Origin of the sequence: Pseudomonas sp. 21615526 (genome assembly GCF_013386245.1) — a bacterium.
Lineage (GTDB): Bacteria > Pseudomonadota > Gammaproteobacteria > Pseudomonadales > Pseudomonadaceae > Aquipseudomonas.
Map to the genome: position 1 here is coordinate 86,678 of NZ_JACAOM010000063.1, position 17,384 is coordinate 104,061.

Annotated in this window: 17 protein-coding genes; 6 read left to right on the top strand and 11 right to left on the bottom strand. The window is 62.3% G+C overall.

Annotation, left to right across the window (positions count from 1 at the left end):
• Window positions 1-105: 105 nt before the first annotated feature.
• The 4 genes from HX786_RS18300 to HX786_RS18315 form a co-directional block, all read right to left on the bottom strand.
• Window positions 106-1,041, bottom strand: coding sequence for a LysR family transcriptional regulator (locus HX786_RS18300; RefSeq protein ID WP_023659100.1), 936 nt, complete (start codon window positions 1,039-1,041; stop codon window positions 106-108).
• A 137-nt stretch (window positions 1,042-1,178) separates the two neighbouring features.
• Window positions 1,179-2,366, bottom strand: coding sequence for a cyanate transporter (locus HX786_RS18305; protein WP_177008928.1), 1,188 nt, complete (start codon window positions 2,364-2,366; stop codon window positions 1,179-1,181).
• 231 nt (window positions 2,367-2,597) lie between these two features.
• The gene (locus HX786_RS18310) at window positions 2,598-4,040 is read right to left on the bottom strand and encodes an aldehyde dehydrogenase family protein (protein WP_178912427.1); all 1,443 of its coding nucleotides are present in this window, start codon (window positions 4,038-4,040) and stop codon (window positions 2,598-2,600) included.
• Window positions 4,037-5,662, bottom strand: coding sequence for a 5-guanidino-2-oxopentanoate decarboxylase (locus HX786_RS18315; RefSeq protein WP_178912428.1), 1,626 nt, complete (start codon window positions 5,660-5,662; stop codon window positions 4,037-4,039). Before HX786_RS18315 ends, HX786_RS18310 begins: the two co-directional genes overlap by 4 nt.
• A 111-nt stretch (window positions 5,663-5,773) precedes the next feature.
• Here HX786_RS18315 and HX786_RS18320 point away from each other — a divergent pair, with 111 nt between their 5' ends.
• The gene (locus tag HX786_RS18320) at window positions 5,774-6,652 is read left to right on the top strand and encodes a LysR substrate-binding domain-containing protein (protein WP_177028549.1); all 879 of its coding nucleotides are present in this window, start codon (window positions 5,774-5,776) and stop codon (window positions 6,650-6,652) included.
• 118 nt (window positions 6,653-6,770) lie between these two features.
• On the opposite strand, the gene HX786_RS18325 is transcribed toward HX786_RS18320, so the two are convergent.
• Window positions 6,771-7,385, bottom strand: coding sequence for an NAD(P)-dependent oxidoreductase (locus tag HX786_RS18325; RefSeq protein ID WP_177035889.1), 615 nt, complete (start codon window positions 7,383-7,385; stop codon window positions 6,771-6,773).
• Window positions 7,386-7,419: 34 nt separating this feature from the next.
• Complete coding sequence (locus HX786_RS18330; protein WP_102368312.1) at window positions 7,420-8,292, bottom strand: MBL fold metallo-hydrolase; 873 nt, start codon at window positions 8,290-8,292, stop codon at window positions 7,420-7,422.
• A gap of 104 nt (window positions 8,293-8,396) precedes the next feature.
• On the opposite strand from HX786_RS18330, the gene HX786_RS18335 reads away from it, so the two are divergent.
• Window positions 8,397-9,302, top strand: a complete 906-nt coding sequence (locus HX786_RS18335) for a LysR family transcriptional regulator (protein WP_003210653.1) — start codon at window positions 8,397-8,399, stop codon at window positions 9,300-9,302.
• A gap of 100 nt (window positions 9,303-9,402) precedes the next feature.
• Window positions 9,403-9,579: a hypothetical protein gene (locus tag HX786_RS18340; protein ID WP_162835184.1), complete on the top strand. Its 177-nt coding sequence runs from the start codon at window positions 9,403-9,405 to the stop codon at window positions 9,577-9,579.
• On the opposite strand, the gene HX786_RS18345 is transcribed toward HX786_RS18340, so the two are convergent.
• Window positions 9,563-10,459: a helix-turn-helix domain-containing protein gene (locus tag HX786_RS18345; protein ID WP_003210655.1), complete on the bottom strand. Its 897-nt coding sequence runs from the start codon at window positions 10,457-10,459 to the stop codon at window positions 9,563-9,565. The two genes, HX786_RS18340 and HX786_RS18345, sit on opposite strands and share 17 nt — an antisense overlap.
• A 189-nt stretch (window positions 10,460-10,648) precedes the next feature.
• Here HX786_RS18345 and pobA point away from each other — a divergent pair, with 189 nt between their 5' ends.
• A complete protein-coding gene (gene pobA / locus HX786_RS18350; RefSeq protein ID WP_177122690.1) occupies window positions 10,649-11,833 on the top strand; it encodes a 4-hydroxybenzoate 3-monooxygenase in 1,185 nt (394 codons plus the stop codon).
• Window positions 11,834-11,907: 74 nt separating this feature from the next.
• Window positions 11,908-13,419 (top strand): MDR family MFS transporter, encoded by a 1,512-nt coding sequence (locus HX786_RS18355; protein WP_178912429.1) that lies wholly within the window; start codon window positions 11,908-11,910, stop codon window positions 13,417-13,419.
• A 144-nt stretch (window positions 13,420-13,563) separates the two neighbouring features.
• On the opposite strand, the gene HX786_RS18360 is transcribed toward HX786_RS18355, so the two are convergent.
• The 3 genes from HX786_RS18360 to HX786_RS18370 are packed head-to-tail and all read right to left on the bottom strand — an operon-like array spanning window position 13,564 to window position 15,600.
• Window positions 13,564-14,403, bottom strand: coding sequence for a cache domain-containing protein (locus HX786_RS18360; RefSeq protein WP_003210658.1), 840 nt, complete (start codon window positions 14,401-14,403; stop codon window positions 13,564-13,566).
• Between the two features lie 55 nt (window positions 14,404-14,458).
• Window positions 14,459-14,929, bottom strand: a complete 471-nt coding sequence (gene cynS, locus HX786_RS18365; protein ID WP_003210659.1) for a cyanase — start codon at window positions 14,927-14,929, stop codon at window positions 14,459-14,461.
• Window positions 14,930-14,958: 29 nt separating this feature from the next.
• Entirely contained in the window at window positions 14,959-15,600 is a 642-nt protein-coding gene (locus HX786_RS18370) for a carbonic anhydrase (RefSeq protein WP_177008933.1), read from the bottom strand.
• A 112-nt stretch (window positions 15,601-15,712) separates the two neighbouring features.
• Here HX786_RS18370 and cynR point away from each other — a divergent pair, with 112 nt between their 5' ends.
• Window positions 15,713-16,579 carry a transcriptional regulator CynR gene (cynR, locus tag HX786_RS18375; RefSeq protein ID WP_178912430.1) on the top strand — a complete coding sequence of 289 codons (867 nt, stop codon included), beginning with the start codon at window positions 15,713-15,715 and terminating at the stop codon, window positions 16,577-16,579.
• Here cynR and HX786_RS18380 read toward each other — a convergent pair.
• On the bottom strand, window positions 16,554-17,330 hold the full coding sequence (locus tag HX786_RS18380; RefSeq protein WP_008437921.1) for a transporter substrate-binding domain-containing protein: 777 nt from the start codon (window positions 17,328-17,330) through the stop codon (window positions 16,554-16,556). The genes cynR and HX786_RS18380 overlap by 26 nt on opposite strands.
• Window positions 17,331-17,384: the final 54 nt, after the last annotated feature.

A 17,384-nucleotide genomic window follows, 5' to 3' on the forward strand; every position in this document is an offset into this window, starting at 1 on the left:
AGCTTGCTCCCGCTGGACCGGGCTGGCGCTCCAGTGCGAAGCGCTCCCAAAATTCTTGGGGCCGCTACGCAGCCCAGCGGGAGCAAGCTCCCTCGCCACAGGGGGTCATAATAACCCCTGATCCGCACACACCTTCACCACCTGCTCCCTGAACCACGTGTTGGCGCTGTCCTGCGCGCTGTGTTCATTCCACTGCATATCCAGGGTAAACCCCGGCAAACCGTTCGGCGCTTCGCAATGGCCGAACACGGTCGTGTCTGCCAGCAGCTTCAGCACTCGACGGGGCAAGGTGACGATAAAGTCAGTGCCGGTGATCATCTTCAGCGCCGCGCTGTAGCTGTTGGCGCGGGCGATCACCTGGCGTTTGTGGGACTGGCGCGCCAGCCAGCCGTCGATCATGTTGGTGTCGGAACTCCAGGGCGTCGGAAACACATGGCGCCGGGCGACGAAGGATTGCAGGCTGAACGCCGGTTCCCGGGGCGCCGAGTGTTTGTCGAACACGCACACCAGGTCGTCCTCCAGCAGCATCTGGGTCTTGATGTCCTTGTGCTCGCGATGAAAGTGCGGCCCGAAGCAAATCACCAGGTCCAGACGCCCGTCGCGCAAGGCGTCGGCCGGGACCTCGGTTTCGAGCTTCTGCACGTTGACGATCACCGGCAGGTCGGCGCGGTCGAAGTTTTTCAGCAGGCGCGGCAGGATCAACTGTTCGAAGTATTCGGGGGCGCAGACGTTGAAGGTCACAGCCTTCTGGGTGGGGTCGAACGTTTGGCTGCCGGCATGGCACAGGTTGATGCTTTCGAGGATTTTCTGCACATGCCCGTACATGGTGGCGGCTTTGTACGTAGGACGCATGCCCGCCCGGGTGTTGATAAACAACTCGTCTTCGAAGCTGGTGCGCAGCTTCTTCAGGCTGTAGCTCACGGTGGACTGGCTGACGAACAGGGTTTCGGAAACCTCGGTGACGCTGCTTTGGTCGTAAACAGCGACAAACACCATCAGGTCCTGCATATCGAGCTTTCTAAGCAAGTTGCTGTTTAGCATCCGTTCCGTCCGCAAGCGCTTTGTACCGAACTCGGTACAAGACAATACAAAATGTTAACGGAACGCTCGTACCAATAGAAAGCTCTGTCGGACCTTTCTCTGTTTGAGGTGGGACAAATAATGTTTACAACACGACCTCAGCGAATATGCCGCGCGTAATGCCGGGGATCGAAGCGCAGTACGATCAGCAGCATCACCACCACCACGGCCGTCAGTGACCACCAGGCCCACTCGAAGCTGCCCAGTTGGTCGCGGATCATCCCGGCAATCAGCGGCGACAAACCGGCGATCAGGTAGCCGATGCCCTGCACAAAGGCCGTCAGGCCACCGGCGCGGCGCGGGTTGTCGAGGTGGTCGAGGGACAGGATCAGGCTCATCGGAAACAAGCCGCCAATCCCCAGGCCGAGCAAACACGGCCACAGCAGGCTCAGGTATTGCGGGCTCAGGATCAGCCCGCAGAAGCCGGCGATGATCAGCACCAGCAGCACCGCGACCACACCCCGCTTGTCCCTCCGGCGGTTGGCGATGGCCGGGGTAATCAGGCCGGAGACCACTTCCATGGCCGTCAAAAAGCCCAGCAACAGGCCGGCGTTCTGTTCACTCCAGCCTTGTTCCACGTAGTACGGCGCCAGCCAGGCCAGCACGCAGGTGTAGGACGCGGTACCGAGGCCGAAGAAAATCGCCAGCAACCAGGCCCTGCGATTGCCGAAGAATGACGCCTGCGGGCCTGCGCCGGCTTGCGGCAGCGGCGGCAGCACCGAGCGTTGGGCGTACCAGAACACCAGCGCCAATACCGCGAGAACCGCCCAGATGGCCAGGCCGATGCGCCAGCTGCCGGTTTGCACCTGGATAAACGGCGAGAACGAAGCGGCGAGGGCCGCGCCGCCCATGATCGCGGTGACGTACAGGCCCATGAACAGGGAAACGTTGTCGCTGAAGCGCGACTTGATCAAGGCGGGCATCAACGCCTGGATCATCGCGATGCCTACGCCGGCGGCAATGGCGCTGAGGATCAGCTCAACCGCCGAATCCAGGAACAACCGGGAGACGGTGGCCAGGCCGATCACCACCAGCGACAGCACAATGCTGCGATGCTCGCCGAAGCGTTTGGCCACGGCCATGCCAAAAAACATCGCCAGGCCCATGGCCATGACCGGCAGCATGGTCAGCAGGGAGGCCGTGCTGAAACTCAGGGCCACATCGGCGCGAATCGACGACAACAACGGGCCGACGGCGGCCATCGACGGGCGCAGGTTGAGGGCGACCAGCACAACGCTGATCATCAGCCAAACGGCGGTGGCGGGTTTTGCGCGGACGTTTTCCATGGGCAGGCCTTGAACTGACAAGGGCAGTATTAGGCCGGGCGTGGGGGAGGGCGGCAAATGAGAAAGTCGTTGGCGCTATTGAAAAAATGCATCTGCTGACACGGCACAAATCAACAGGTAGGAGCTGGCTTGCCTGCGATAGCGGTGGGTCAGGCAACACATCTGTGTCTGATAGACCGCAATCGCAGGCAAGCCAGCTTCCACAGGGAACAGTGGTGCTCTTGAGTGTTTCTACACCGCCCGGATCACATGCTTGATCTCCTGAAACGCCTGCAACCCCCACGGCCCCAGTTCCCGGCCAATGCTGCTCTGCTTGTAACCACCCCACGCCGTTTGCGGGAAGATCACCTGCGGCGCATTGATCCACACCAAACCCACCTGCAAAGCATTGGCCACTCGCTCAGCCGCTTCCAGGTTGCCACTCAGCACGCTGGCCACCAAACCAAACTCACTGTCATTAGCCAGCGCCACCGCCTCGGCCTCATTGGCAAAACTGCGCACGCACAGCACCGGGCCGAAGATCTCCTCGTTCCACAACGCGCTGTCCAACGGCACTTCAGTGAAGACCGTCGGGCGAATGAAATACCCATGAGGCAAATCCGCCGGGCGCCCGCCGCCACACAGCAGCTTCGCGCCGGCTTGCACGCCACGTTCGATATGCCCCAGCACCCGCTGGTACTGCGCACGGTTGACCAATGCGCCCATTTCCACGTCTTCGGCAAACGGGTCCGCCACGCGAATGCTCTCGGCCCTGGCCTGCAAGCGGGTGAGAAACTCGTCCGCCAGTTCGTCGGCCACCAACACCCGGCTGGTGGCGGAACACATCTGCCCGGCGTTGAAGAAACCACCGCCGCAGGCCAGTTCCACGGCCAGGTCGAGGTCGGCGTCCGCCAGCACCAGCAACGCGGATTTGCCGCCCAGTTCCAGGCTCACACCCTTGACCGTTTCGGCGGCGCGCTGCATCACCTGCACGCCCACGGCATTGCTGCCGGTGAAGGAGATTTTCGCGATCCGTGGGTCAGCCGCCATCGGCGCGCCCACCGCCAGGCCAGTGCCGCAGACCAGGTTGAACACACCGACAGGCAAGCCCACCGAAGCGATGATCCGGGCCAGTTCCAGCTCTGCCAGCGGCGTCACTTCCGAAGGCTTGAGCACCACGCAGCAACCGGCCGCCAGCGCGGGGGCGAGTTTCCAGGCGGTGGTCACCATCGGGAAATTCCACGGCACGATCAGGCCCACCACGCCGCAGGGTTCACGGCGTACACGGGCGCTGAAATCCTCAGTGGGCAGTACCACCGGACGGTCCTGGGTGGCGTCCATTTCGTCGGCCAGGTTCGCGTAATAGGCAAAGGTGGCGATCACGTCATCCACATCGATGCCGGCTTCAAACAGCGGCTTGCCGTTGTTGCTCGATTGCAGTTGCATCAGGTGTTCACGCTCTGCGCTCACACCCTCGGCGATCTTGCGCAACAGCGCGGCGCGGTCGCGGCCGGTGCTTTTCGACCAGTCCGGGAAGGCCGCGCTGGCGGCGCCGATGGCCTCAGTCACCGCGCCTGCATCACCCACGCTCACTTGGGCCAGGGTGGCCTCGGTGGCCGGGTTGATCACGTCCAGCACGTCATGGCCGGCACGCCACGCGCCATTGATAAACAGCCCATTCAATACCGCGCTCATACCGCCACCTCCTTCATCCAAAGCCCCTGGTCGATTTCAATCAGCGTCGGGCCCTGGCGATCAGTCGCGGCACGCAAGGCGCTGCGTAATTCCTCAACACCCTGGACGCGCTGGGCAGCAGCGCCGAGGGCCTTGGCCACGCCGATAAAGTCCGGGGTGTAGATGTCCACGCCCACCGGTTCGATGGCGCGGTTGACCATGTATTTCTTGATCTCCTCATAGCCCTGGTTATTCCACAGCAGCACGATCACCGGCGTGCGCGCTTCCACGGCGCTGGCCAGTTCCGGCAGGGTGAATTGCAGGCCGCCGTCGCCGATCAGGCACACCACCGGCGCACCGTTGCCGCGCCCCAGCCACGCACCGATGGCCGCCGGCAAGGCGTAGCCGAGGGTGCCGTAGCCGGTGGAGGAGTTGAACCAGCGGCGCGGTTGGTCGAGGTTCAGGGTCAGGTTGCCGGTGTACACCGGTTGGGTGGAGTCGCCCACCAGTACGGCGTCGGGCAGTTCGTCCAGGACGGTGTTGAGGAACAGGGTTTGCGCGCGGGTGGCGGCGTCCCAGGTGGGTTCCAGTTCGCTCCACAGGCGGGCGACGCGGTGGGCGCCCCAGTTGCTGTCGCGGGCGGCCAGGGGTTTGTTGCCCAGCTCGGCAAGCAGTGCCTGCGCAGCGATTTGCGCGTCGGCTACCAGCGCGACTTGCGGCGGGTAATTGCGCACGGTCTGGTCGGAATCGATGTCGATGCGCAGCAGGGCGCCGGGAATGTCGAAGCCGCCGGCGAAGGTCACGTCGTAGTCGGTTTCCGCCAGCTCGGTGCCGATCGCCAGCACCACATCTGCCTCGGCCACCAGCGCGCGGGTGGCGACCAGGGTTTGGGTCGAGCCGATCAGCAGCGGGTGGTTGGCGGCCAGCATGCCCTTGGCGTTGATGGTCAGCGCCACCGGCGCGCCGAGGGCTTCGGCCAGCTGCGTCAACTCGGCGGCCGCGTCGATGGCACCGCCACCGGCGAGGATCAGCGGACGTTTCGCCGCTGCGAGCAACTGGCTCATCTGCTTGACCGCCGACGGCGCAGCGCCAGCGCGGGAAACGCTGACCGGTTCGCTGCCGAGCAACGCGTCGGCGTTTTCCACCAGCACGTCCAGCGGGATTTCGATATGCACCGGGCGCGGTCGTCCGGCCTGGAACAGCGCAAATGCCCGGGCCAGTACACCGGGCAACTCGGCCGCCGACATCAAGGTATGGGAGAACGCCGCCACGCCCGCGATCATCGCGTTCTGGTTCGGCAGCTCGTGCAGCTTGCCGCGCCCGCCGCCCAGCTGGCTGCGGGACTGCACGCTGGAGATCACCAGCATCGGGATCGAGTCGGCGTAGGCCTGGCCCATGGCGGTGGTGATGTTGGTCATGCCGGGGCCGGTGATGATGAAGCACACGCCGGGCTTGCCGCTGGTGCGCGCATAGCCGTCGGCCATGAAGCCGGCGCCCTGTTCGTGGCGCGGGGTGACGTGGCGGATGCTCGAGCGCGCCAGGCCCCGGTAGAGTTCCACGGTGTGCACGCCGGGGATGCCAAACACCTGGTCCACGCCGTAGCCTTCCAGCAGGTTGACCAATACTTCGCCGCAGGTCGCCATTGTCGTCGCTCTTATTGTTGATAAAGGCCCGTATTGGAACGGCTGGCCCGTAGCGGCAACAATCGATAAAAAGTCATACTAGCCATGTCCTCACGTCATGGCTGCGCCCTTATGAAACGTCTTCCGCCGCTGCCGGCCCTGCACACCTTTTGGGTCACGGCCCAGTGCTGCAACTTCACCCGAGCCGCCGAGCAATTGCACATCACCCAGGGCGCGGTGAGTCGGCAGATCGCCGGGCTGGAAAGTCATCTGGGCTATGCGCTGTTCCAGCGCCAGGCTCGTGGCTTGAGCCTCACCGAAGAGGGCCGCGAATGGTCACTGCGGGCGCAGCAGGTGTTCGGCCTGATCGGCGAGGCGGTGGAGCAGATCGGCACCCGCCGCGAGACCTTGCAGCTCAAGGCCTCCACCTGCGTGATGCGCTGGCTGTTGCCGCGCCTGATGCAGTGGCAGCAGGAACGCCCGGATGTGCCGGTGGAGTTGACCACCACCGTGGCCTATACCGTCGACTTTCGCCGCGAGCAGTTCGATGCCGCGGTGATCTACGCGCCGATTGCCGAGCAGTCGGCCCAGGCCCGGCATCTGTTCGATGAGCGCCTGACACCGGTGTGCGCGCCGGCCTTGCTCGGTGACTTGCACACGCCCGCCGATTTGCAGCAACAGGTGTTGTTGCACCCTACGCGGGATGAGCGCGATTGGGCGTTGTGGTTGAAAGCGGCGAATACACGCTTGAGCAATCTGGCCCAGGGGCATCATTTTGAAACCCTGGACCTGGCGATGACGGTGGCGTCCCAAGGCTCGGGCGTGGCGATTGGCGACAGCGCGCTGATTGGCGAGGACCTGAAGGCGGGGCGGTTGGCCACGCCGTTTGAACTACGGGTGCCGACGGGGATGGGGTATTACCTGGTGTACCCGCCGGGCACTGAGCCCTCGGCGGGGTTGGAGCAGCTTATGGATTGGCTGGTGAGCCAGGCACAGTCGCCGTCACAATGAAGATCAAAATGTGGGAGGGGGCTTGCTCGCGAAGGCGCCGGGTCAGCCAATACATCTGTTGACTGACACACCGCATTCGCGAGCAAGCCCGCTCCCACATTTTTAGTGCGCGTCAGCCTTAGTAGCCGACGGTAAACCGCTGGCGTGAATGCTTCGGTGTTTCCACTTCATCAATCAGCGCAATCGCAAAGTCGGCAAAGCTGATCCAGCTGCGGCCTTCACTGCTCACCAGCAATTCATCCTGGCCCAGGCGGAATGTGCCGGTGCGTGCGGTCTCGACGAACTCCGCCGAAGGCGACAGGAAGGTCCAGTCCAGGTCTTTTTCCTGGCGCAGGGTATCGAGGAAAACACTGCCGGCGCTGGCTTCGGCTTTGTATTCCTCGGGGAAGCCCGGGCTGTCGATCACTCGGCTGCCGCCCGGCAACAACAGCGAACCGGCACCGCCGACCACCAGCAGGCGCTTCACGCCGGCTTTTTTCACCGGGTCGATCACTGCTTCCGCAGGCAGGGTGGCGAAGTGCGCCGCACTGATCACCACGTCGTTGCCGCGGATGGCCTGTTCCAGCGCCTGGGCATCCAGCGCATCGACTTGCTTGGCGGTGACGCCAGGGCGCGCCCCGATCTTGTCGGTATTACGTGCGATGGCCGTGACGGTGTGCCCGCGACGCAGCGCTTCTTCCAGCAGTTGGCTACCGGCACGACCGGTGGCACCAATGATTGCGATCTTGCTCATGACGTTCTCCAGTACGGTTAAGGGTTGAATCAACTCACCACTGCATTTCGCCCTTGGCGACTTTGGCGCCCAGTTCCAGGGTGCTCTCGTCACCCAGGTTCGGGTAACGCTTTTGCATCGCCGCAATCAGGGCGGCGGAGTCCTTGGCCTTGGCGGTTTCTTCGTCAAAGGCCTTGATGTAGTCGGCGGTGAACGCCACGGATTTGAGCGACGGCGTGCCCAGGTAGTGACCCGGAATCACGGTGCGCGGTTTCAAGTCCTGGATACGTTGCAGGGTGGCCAGCCAATCGGTGTGGGACTTCGCGGTCTGCGTATCGGCCATCCACACATGAATGTTTTCCGCGACGACTACACCACCGACCACCGCCTTGATCGACGGGATCCACACAAAGGTGCGGTCCGGTTGTGCGCCGTCGAGGCCGATCACCTCCAACTGCTTGCCTTCGAGGGTCAGGCTGTGGCCCTCAAGCACCTGGGGAATGACGGCTTTGCCAGGCTTGTCCGCGCCCAGTTTCGGGCCCCAGAACGCCAGTTTGTGTTCAACGGTGGCCTTGATATGGTCCACCACCGGCTGCGGTGCCAGGACTTTGGCCTGGGGGAAGGCGGCGGTCAGGGTATCGAGGCCGAAGTAGTAGTCCGGGTCGCCGTGGCTGATGTAGATGGTAGTCAGGCGCTTGCCGCTGGCGCGGATTTTTTGCACCAGTTGCTCGGCCTGGGTCTTGCCGAATTGGGCGTCCACCAGGATCGCATCTTTGTCGCCGCTGACCAGTACCGAGGTGACCGGCATCATCGCGGTTTCGCCCGGGTTGTAGGCGTCCAGGGTCAGGTCGGCCGCCATGGCGTGCGCGGCGAAGGCCAGGGAGGCGGCGGCCAGGGCCACGCGCTTGAGCGGGGAGAATCCAAACATGTGCAGCTCCAGTCATCGGTAAGGTGTGGACAGAGCTTAGTTGCACCAAACGCTACAAAAAATGCGATGCTTGGACATAGTTTGTTTCTAAAAGCGGGCAAATCATGGATCGTCTTCAAGCAATGCGGGTGTTTGTCGCGGTGGTGGACTTGGGCAGCCAGTCGGCGGCAGCCGACCATCTGGACCTGTCGCGCCCGGTGGTGTCGCGCTACCTGGCGGAGCTGGAAGACTGGGTCGGCGCGCGCCTGATGCACCGCACCACCCGCAAGCTCAGCCTGACCGCCGCCGGCAGCGAAACCCTGCCCCGTTGCCGACAGATGCTGGAGTTGTGCAGCGACATGCAGGCCGCCGTCAGCGAACCCGACGAAGCGCCTCGAGGCCTGCTGCGCCTGAGTGTCAGCACCTCGTTCGGCCAGGCACAGCTGGCCGATGCCATGGCCGAATACGTCAAGCGCTATCCGCTGGTCAACATCGATATGCAGATGCTTGATCGCACGGTGAACCTGGTGGATGAGCGCATCGACCTGGCGATCCGCACCAGCTTCGAGCTGGACCCCAACCTGATCGCCCGCCGCCTCACGCTGTGCCGTTCGGTGATCTGCGCATCGCCCGCTTACCTGCTGGAGCATCCGCAGCCGCGGCAGGTACAGGACCTGGCCCGGCACAATTGCCTGACCCACTCCTACTTCGGCAAAAGCCTGTGGCACTTCATGGAGAACGGCGAGCCGGTGTCGGTGCCGGTGCAGGGCAATATCAGCGCCAACGAGGCCAGTACCTTATTGCGGGTGACGCTGGCGGGAGCAGGGGTGTCGCGGCTGCCGAGTTATCAGGCGGGCGACTACATCCGCAGTGGCGAGTTGATCCGCTTGTTGCCCGAGGCCGAGCCGCAGCAGATGAACATCTACGCGGTGTACGCCTCGCGCAAGCATATGCCGGCGGCGCTGCGCAGCCTGCTGGATTTCCTGGTATTGAGGTTTCCGGAAGAGCCGGTGTGGGACGTCGGTCTCTAAGCCGACATAAACAGGTTGAATGTCGCCCGATAATGGCGACTTGCCCCAGCTGACCTATGCTTATCAAAGCACCTTCTTGATCGGATCAGAGGTCAGCATCATGTCGATCAAAACAAGAAAGTACCTGATGATTTTCACCCTGTGCGCCGCCGCCACCGCGCTCTATGGCACTGCCGCCTACCGCGTCGAACAGACCCGCATGCAGCCGGGGTTCGCCTCCAGCTGCAATCACGGTCAATGCGTTGGCCACATGGCTGCCTTCAGTTCGCTTCGCTAGCGTCCTGGTCGGCTTTCAACTGCTCCCGAAACGCCTTCGGGGAGAACCCGACGCGTCGGCGAAACAGCCGTGAGAAGTTGGTCGGGTCGGAAAAGCCCAACACCTCCGACATTTCATTGATGGTCATGCTGGTGTAGGTCAGCAGGCGCTTGGCTTCCAGCAACTGGCGGTCGTGCATGATCTGCAACGCGGGCTGCCCGCCCAACTCCCGACACGTACCGTTCAGGTGTGAGACCGAGATCCCGAGCTTGTGGGCCAGGTCTTCGATTTTCGGGTGCTCGCGATAATGTTGCTCTACCAGCTGGGTGAACCGGCGGAAGTATTCGCGGCCCCGCGGTGCCCGTGGATGGCGGCGCTGGATGGCCTGGCGGCTGATCCACACCAGCAGCACGCTGACCAGGGCGTGCATCATCATGTCTCGCGCCGGTTGGTCGCTGGCGTACTCCTCCTGCAGGCGCGCAAACAGGCTGTTGAGGTAGTCACTGTCGTTACCGGCAGGGTAGCTGCCCAAGGCGTTCAGGCCATCCAGCGCAGCCCCCAGCTGCCCCTGCAAATGCGCCATCAGCGGCGCGGCCAGCGTGACCACAAACCCCTCGACGTCTTCGGAAAAGCGAAAGCCATGCACGCATAACGGCGGCAGCACCTGCAGCGTCGATTCATTCAGGGTGCTGCGCTGCCCCTCGATCTCCAGTTGTGCCTGGCCTTTGTGCACGTAAAGCAACTGGCACAGGTCCGCATGCCGGTGGGGCTGGATTTCCCACTGGTACTCACGGCTGCGCCGGGAGATGGTTTCACAGTGCAACAAATCCGGGGTCGGCCATTGCTGGCTCTCACCGTAGAGTTTGAACACTGGAATCGCGGCACTGGCAGTTTTGGTCATGGCTTCATCCGATACTTCGGGAGAGTTGTGCGGTAATCGCCCCAATTGGCGAAAAGCGCAGCTTTGGGCTCAGTTTTCACCTTCTTATGCCGGGCACTCAAGTGAAAAATGCCAGCAACACCTTCAATGACAACTCTTTCACCGGATACGTTCGGATGAAGCTTGCGGGCCATAAAAATAATGAAAACGCTGAAAACCCAAGTCGCCATCATCGGCGCCGGTCCCTCGGGGCTGCTGCTCGGGCAACTGTTGCACAACGCCGGGATCGAAACCCTGATTCTTGAGCGCCAGACGCCGGATTACGTGCAAGGGCGCATCCGTGCCGGGGTGCTGGAACAAGGCATGGTCGACCTGCTGCGCCAGGCCGGCGTGAGTGCGCGGATGGATGCCGAAGGCCTGGTGCATGAGGGCTTTGAGCTGGCGCTGAATGGGCAACTGACCCATATCGACCTCAAGACGCTGACCGGCGGCAAGACGGTGATGATCTACGGGCAAACCGAAGTCACCCGCGACCTGATGGCCGCGCGCCAGGCCAGCGGCGCGACAACGTTGTATGAAGCCGGCAACGTGCAGCCCCATGATCTGAAAAGCCCGGAGCCGTGGCTGAGCTTCGAACATAAAGGCGAGCATTACCGGCTGGACTGCGACTACATCGCTGGCTGCGATGGTTTTCACGGTGTGGCGCGCCAGTCGATTCCCACCGAGGCATTGAAAGTCTTTGAACGGGTCTATCCGTTTGGCTGGCTGGGCATCCTCGCCGACACCCCGCCGATCCACGATGAACTGGTGTACGCCAAGCACGAACGCGGTTTTGCGCTGTGCAGCATGCGTTCACCGACCCGCAGCCGTTATTACCTGCAGGTGCCGGCCGATGAGTCGGTGGACGACTGGTCCGATGAGCGCTTCTGGGATGAACTGAAAGCCCGTTTGCCCAGCTCACTCACCGAGCAACTGGTGACCGGCCCGTCCATCGAAAAGAGCATCGCGCCACTGCGCAGTTTTGTGGTGGAGCCGATGCAGTACGGCCGCCTGTTCCTGCTCGGCGACGCCGCCCACATTGTGCCGCCCACCGGCGCCAAGGGCCTGAACTTGGCGGCCAGCGATGTCAGCACCTTGTTCAATATCCTGCTCAAGGTGTATCGCGAGGGCCGAGTGGAATTGCTGGAGAAGTACTCGCAGATTTGCCTGCGGCGGATCTGGAAGGCCGAACGGTTTTCCTGGTGGATGACCTCGATGTTGCACCAATTCCCTGAGGCGGACGGCTTCAGCCAGCGCATCGCCCAGAGCGAACTGGAATACTTCGTCGACTCCGAAGCCGGTCGTAAAACCATTGCAGAAAATTACGTCGGACTTCCTTACGAGGCTATCGAATAGTCAGCTATCTAGTACACTGACGAGCATTCCCGTGGGCCTCCTTTTCCCGCGGGCCCTTGCTCGCAGGTTCTGCCGTGACCAACCTCAATCAGCCCGCCACACCCGCCGTGCGCAGTGTCCTTGTCGCCTTGATGATGGCGATCTTTCTCGGGGCTTTGGACCAGACCATCGTCGCCGTCTCCATGCCGGCGATTTCCGCCCAGTTCCATGACGTCAACCTGCTGGCCTGGGTGATCTCCGGCTACATGGTGGCAATGACCGTGGCCGTGCCGATCTACGGCAAGCTCGGCGACCTGTACGGGCGCCGGCCGATGATGCTGATCGGCATGGGCCTGTTCACCCTTGCTTCGCTGTTCTGCGGCATGGCCCAGAGCATGGAGCAACTGGTGCTGGCGCGGATCCTCCAGGGCATCGGTGCTGGCGGGATGATTTCGGTCAGCCAGGCGATTATCGGCGACATTATTCCGCCCCGTGAGCGCGGGCGCTACCAGGGTTACTTCAGCAGCATGTACGCGGTGGCGAGCGTGGCCGGCCCGGTGTTGGGCGGCTACATGACCGAGTACCTGTCGTGGCGCTGGGTGTTCCTGATCAACCTGCCGCTGGGCGCGGGCGCCTGGTGGGTGGCCCATCGCACGCTGGTGGGGCTGCCGGTGCCGCAACGCAAGCCGGTGATCGACTACCTCGGCACTGTGCTGATGATCGTCGGTTTGACGGCGCTGTTGCTGGGTATCACCGAAATCGGCCAGGGCCATCATTGGCGCGACGATGAAGTGCTGGGGCTGTTGGTCTGTGCCGTGGTGGCGTTGACGGTGTTTGTGTGGCACGAGCGTCGGGCGCGGGAGCCCTTGTTGCCGATGCACCTGTTTGCCAACCGCAGCGCGGTGTTGTGCTGGTGCACGATTTTCTTTACCAGTTTCCAGGCGATTTCCCTGACAGTGCTGATGCCGCTGCGCTACCAGACCGTCACCGGTTCCGGTGCCGACAGTGCCGCCTTGCATTTGCTGCCGCTGGCGATGGGTTTGCCGATGGGGGCGTATTTTGCCGGGCGCATGACCTCGGTGACCGGGCGTTATAAACCGATGATCCTGATTGGCGCCTTCCTGAGCCCGATCGCGATTTTCGGCATGGCGTTGAGTGCGCCTCAGGCGGTGGCGGTCACCAGTCTGTTTATGTTGCTGTGCGGGATTGCCGCCGGGATGCAGTTTCCGACTTCCCTGGTGGGTACGCAGAACTCGGTGGAGCAGCGGGATATCGGGGTGGCGACCAGCACCACCAACCTGTTCCGTTCCCTGGGCGGTGCGGTTGGGGTGGCATGCATGTCGGCGCTGTTGCTGGCGTTGTTGCAGGACTCCAGTTTTGCGCACCTGGCCAGTGGGGCGCTGGTCGCGGAAGGGAGTTCGGGGAATGTGCTGCTGGATGGCTTGAATGCTGCGCCTGGGCCGGCGCAGGATGTCTTGCGGGGGGAGTTGTTGATTACCTTCAGGCATTTGCTGATGGTCAGTGCCGGGGTGTCGTTGTTGGGGTTGGCGGCGGCGATTGCCATGCCTGATCGCGTGTTGCGGGGTCGGGAAGACAAGGCCAAATAGTTGGAACAATGAAGATTAAATGTGGGAGCGGGCTTGATCGCGAATGCGGTCTGTCAGTTGATAAATAGGTTGGCTGATACACCGCATTCGCGAGCAAGCCCGCTCCCACATTCGATTGCGTTCCAGCATTTAAATAGCTGACCTTCACGGGCTGTAATACCCCACAGCCACCATGAAATGTCCGGTTTTGCGCAAATACGCATGCTTGTTCTCAACCTTTCCGGTCACCGGATTTTTCCAGCGGTACTTGTATTCCCCCTGATCCTGCTCGGCCATGACCGCCAGGATCGGCTCACCCACCGGCTTCCCGTCGGGATCCTTGATCTTGCTGAAATCCGTATTCACCAACCGCGGAGTCGTGCCATGGGCCACGTAGCGCTGGGTGTCGAGGTCAACCACAAACACATACAAATCGTCCTGTAGAAAACCACCCTGCATGGCGTTGATCGCCTTGAGCGTTCCAACCGGGTCTTTCTCCAGCGCCTTGACGGCTTTGTTTCGCAGCGCTCTGGCATGTTCCGGCGTCGCCCGCGGCAGGTAGTAGCCAACGGCCAAAATCCGCTGCCCGACGCGCTGGTAATACACATGCTTGCGCTCCACCTTGCCGTCATTCCAGTTCTGCCACCGGTAATCGGCCTGCTGGATGCCACTGCCTTCCGGCACCGCCAACGCCTCCTTGAACGATTTGTTCAGATCCGGCCCCAGTACCTCGGAAACATTGCGCCCGATCAACGCGGAAGAGGGCCCGCCACTCGCCAGCAGCACGCCCTTGGTGTTGACCACGAACACATAACGGTCCTGGTCGACGAATTCACCCTGGCGGCTGAACGCCGCAAAAGCCTTGTCACCATTCGTCTGGTAATACGCCAAGGCCTTTTCCAGCAAGGCCTTGGCGGCTTGGGCATCCGCCTCCTCAGCGGTGGCGGCGTGCACCTGGCCAACACATAACAGCAGCAGCCAGGTGGCTCGGAGCATTGCCTTCATTACCCGTCCCTCGATCTTGTTGGTGTGCCAAGAGCGTAGACGGTTTGCCGGCAAATCAGAACGGTTTGGTCGGCAGGTATTTGCCATCCAGGGTGATCACCGCGCGGGAGCCGCCGTCCGGGTCTTCGACCTTCTTGATGTCCAGCTTGAAGTTGATCGCGCTGATGATGCCGTCGCCAAATTGTTCGTGCACCAGGGCCTTGAGGGTCGAACCGTAGACCTGCAGCATTTCATAGAAACGGTACATGGTCGGGTCCGTCGGCACGCCGCCCGGAAAGCTGCCGCGCAGGGGCACGGTTTGCAGCAGGCGGCTGGCGTCCTGGTCGAGGCCAAGCTTGTCGCAGACCACATCAGCAGCGTCCTTGGGCAGCGGATGCTGGCCGAGCAGGGCGGCGGTAACGAACGCCAGGCTCAGGCCGGTGCCGTCGGTGAGGTCCTGCCATGACAGGTTCTTGCGCGCCTTGATGTCGATGACGGTGTCGGCCAGGGCCAGGCGTGGGGATTGGGCGAATTGGGATTGCAGCATGGTGATGTCCTCTTGGGTTTGAATAAGGTTCAGGCGGCGTGGGCACGGGTGGCCGGGTGGTCGAGCAGCGACATGAAGCGCCCGTTGCGGCCATCCAGGGCGTCGATGGCGCCGCTTTCGATGTCGTAGACCCAGCCGTGCAGGCTCAGCCGGCCTTGTTCCAGGGCCAGGGCCACGGAAGGGTGGGTCTTGAGGTTGGCCAGTTGGGCGACCACGTTTTCCCGTACCAGCGAGTTCAGCCGGTCGGCATCCGATGCGTGAGTGCGGGCGGCATTGATCACCTTGGCCGACTCGGCGTGGCGCAGCCAGTTGGCCACGGCGGGTAAGTGGTCGAGGCATTTGCAGGTGGAGATCGCGGTCATGGCACCGCAGTCGGAGTGGCCGCAGATCACGATGTCGCTGACGCCGAGAACGGCCACTGCGTATTCGACGGTGGCCGACACGCCGCCAGGCTCCGGCCCGTAGGACGGGACGATGTTGCCGGCGTTACGGATCACAAACAGGTCACCGGGTTCCTGCTGGGTCAGCAGTTCCGGGACTACGCGGCTGTCGGAACAAGACACGAACAACGTGCCGGGGTTTTGCGTGGTAGCCAGGTGTTTGAACAGGTCGCTGCGTTGGGTGAAGGCTTCACCCTGGAACTTGCGAAAGCCGTCGATGAGATCTTGCATGGTGGTTCTCCTTGCGTCGCTGATGGGGCAAGGATGGAAGTTTTCAGCTATAGCGTCCAAGACCGGATTATTATGGTTTCTATAAGTCATGCCTATAGTTGGAGCGCCTTCCATGTTGCTGCGTCATATCCGCTACCTGCTGGCCGTTGCCGAGCACCGTAATTTCACCCGGGCGGCGGAGGCGCTGCATGTGTCGCAGCCGACCTTGTCGCAGCAGATCCGGCAACTGGAAGACACTCTCGGTGCGCTACTGCTGGACCGTTCCGGCAGAAGCGTCAGCCTGACCGATGCAGGCGAGGCCTATGTGCGGTTTGCGCGCCTGGCCTTGCAGGATCTGCAGGCCGGCACCCGCGCCATGCATGACGTGCAGGACCTGAGCCGTGGCAGCTTGCGCCTGGCGATGACGCCGACATTTACCGCCTACCTGATCGGGCCGCTGCTGGCGCGATTTAACGGGCTGTATCCGGGGATTACAGTGAGTGTCGAGGAGCTGACCCAGGACCGCATGGAGGCGGCACTGACGGAGGATTTGCTGGATATCGGCATCGGTTTTACCGGCGAGCATTTGCCGGATATCGAGTGTGAAGGGGTGTTTGTCGAGGCGTTGAGCGTAGTGGTGAGCGCCGGTCATCCCGGCATTGATCGACAGTCGTGGCTCCAGCAGCCGTTGGTGCTGCTGAATGCCGGCTTCGCCACGCGTCGCTATATCGATGAGTATTTTCGCAGCCAGGCGGTGAAACCGCTGATTACCATGGAGGCCAATTCCATCAGCGCGATTATCGAAATCGTACGAAATACGCAGTTGGCGACCATCCTGCCCAGCGCGATTGCCCAGGTGCAGCCGGGGTTGCAGGCGGTGCCGCTGAGCCCGCCGTTGCCGCAACGCACGGCGGCGTTGCTCAGCCGCAGGGGAGGCTATCGCAGTGCGGCGTGCAAGGCGTTTGTCGAGCTGGTCAGGGCGCAGCCAGCCACTGATTGATGATGCCGTCGTACACGCCGGTCACCGTGCTCAAGTGCAGCCACTGGTCCACATAACTCTTCCATGCGACATCATCGCGGGGCAGCAGGAACGCTTTTTCGCTGTACTGCATGTACCGCTCGGGATTCACCGCGCACAGTCCCGGCTTGAGCTTCTGCTGATACCGCGCCTCGCTGGCGTCGGTGATCATCACGTCCGCCTTGTTCGCCAGCAGTTCCTCGAAAATCGTCACGTTATCCGGGAACAGCGTCAGTTGTGCCTTGCCCAAATGCGCCCGCGCAAATACTTCATTGGTGCCGCCCGCAGGCTCGATCACGCGTACCTGCGGCTGGTTGATCTGCTCCACCGTCTGATAGCGCTGCACATCGGCGCAACGCACCAGCGGGATCTTGCCGTCGACGCCCAATGGTTGGCTGAAAAACGCCTTTTTCTGCCGCTCCAGGGACACTGAAATACCACCCACCGCAATATCACAGCGCTGGGCCAGGAAGTCCGGCATCAGGGTTTTCCAGGTGGTCGGCACCCACTTCACCTGCACCCCAAGGCTCTTGGCCAGGGACTGGGCCATCGAAATGTCGATGCCTTCGTAGCTGCCGTCCGGGCGTAAATAGCTGTAGGGCTTGTAGTCGCCGGTGGTACAGACGCTCATTTCGCCGCGCTGGAGCACTTCATCCAGGCGCGACGCAGGGCTGTCGGCCAGAGCCTGGGCAGACAGGCCGGCCAGCAGGGAAAGGGTCAGCAATGCTTTCATGCGGTCGGGTCCTTGGGCATGGGCAGGGCCGCCATTATTTGCAAATGTTTAGCC

Bases quoted from the DNA above. Each gene is read 5' to 3' on its own strand.
- HX786_RS18370 (WP_177008933.1), bottom strand. From the start codon at position 15,600: ATGCAAGATCTCATCGACGGCTTTCGCAAGTTCCAGGGTGAAGCCTTC.
- HX786_RS18325 (WP_177035889.1), bottom strand. From the start codon at position 7,385: ATGAGCAAGATCGCAATCATTGGTGCCACCGGTCGTGCCGGTAGCCAA.
- HX786_RS18345 (WP_003210655.1), bottom strand. From the start codon at position 10,459: ATGACCAAAACTGCCAGTGCCGCGATTCCAGTGTTCAAACTCTACGGT.
- HX786_RS18300 (WP_023659100.1), bottom strand. From the start codon at position 1,041: ATGCTAAACAGCAACTTGCTTAGAAAGCTCGATATGCAGGACCTGATG.
- HX786_RS18340 (WP_162835184.1), top strand. From the start codon at position 9,403: ATGTCGATCAAAACAAGAAAGTACCTGATGATTTTCACCCTGTGCGCC.
- cynR (WP_178912430.1), top strand. From the start codon at position 15,713: ATGTTGCTGCGTCATATCCGCTACCTGCTGGCCGTTGCCGAGCACCGT.
- HX786_RS18360 (WP_003210658.1), bottom strand. From the start codon at position 14,403: ATGAAGGCAATGCTCCGAGCCACCTGGCTGCTGCTGTTATGTGTTGGC.
- HX786_RS18335 (WP_003210653.1), top strand. From the start codon at position 8,397: ATGGATCGTCTTCAAGCAATGCGGGTGTTTGTCGCGGTGGTGGACTTG.
- cynS (WP_003210659.1), bottom strand. From the start codon at position 14,929: ATGCTGCAATCCCAATTCGCCCAATCCCCACGCCTGGCCCTGGCCGAC.
- HX786_RS18305 (WP_177008928.1), bottom strand. From the start codon at position 2,366: ATGGAAAACGTCCGCGCAAAACCCGCCACCGCCGTTTGGCTGATGATC.
- HX786_RS18380 (WP_008437921.1), bottom strand. From the start codon at position 17,330: ATGAAAGCATTGCTGACCCTTTCCCTGCTGGCCGGCCTGTCTGCCCAG.
- HX786_RS18330 (WP_102368312.1), bottom strand. From the start codon at position 8,292: ATGTTTGGATTCTCCCCGCTCAAGCGCGTGGCCCTGGCCGCCGCCTCC.
- HX786_RS18310 (WP_178912427.1), bottom strand. From the start codon at position 4,040: ATGAGCGCGGTATTGAATGGGCTGTTTATCAATGGCGCGTGGCGTGCC.
- HX786_RS18320 (WP_177028549.1), top strand. From the start codon at position 5,774: ATGAAACGTCTTCCGCCGCTGCCGGCCCTGCACACCTTTTGGGTCACG.
- HX786_RS18315 (WP_178912428.1), bottom strand. From the start codon at position 5,662: ATGGCGACCTGCGGCGAAGTATTGGTCAACCTGCTGGAAGGCTACGGC.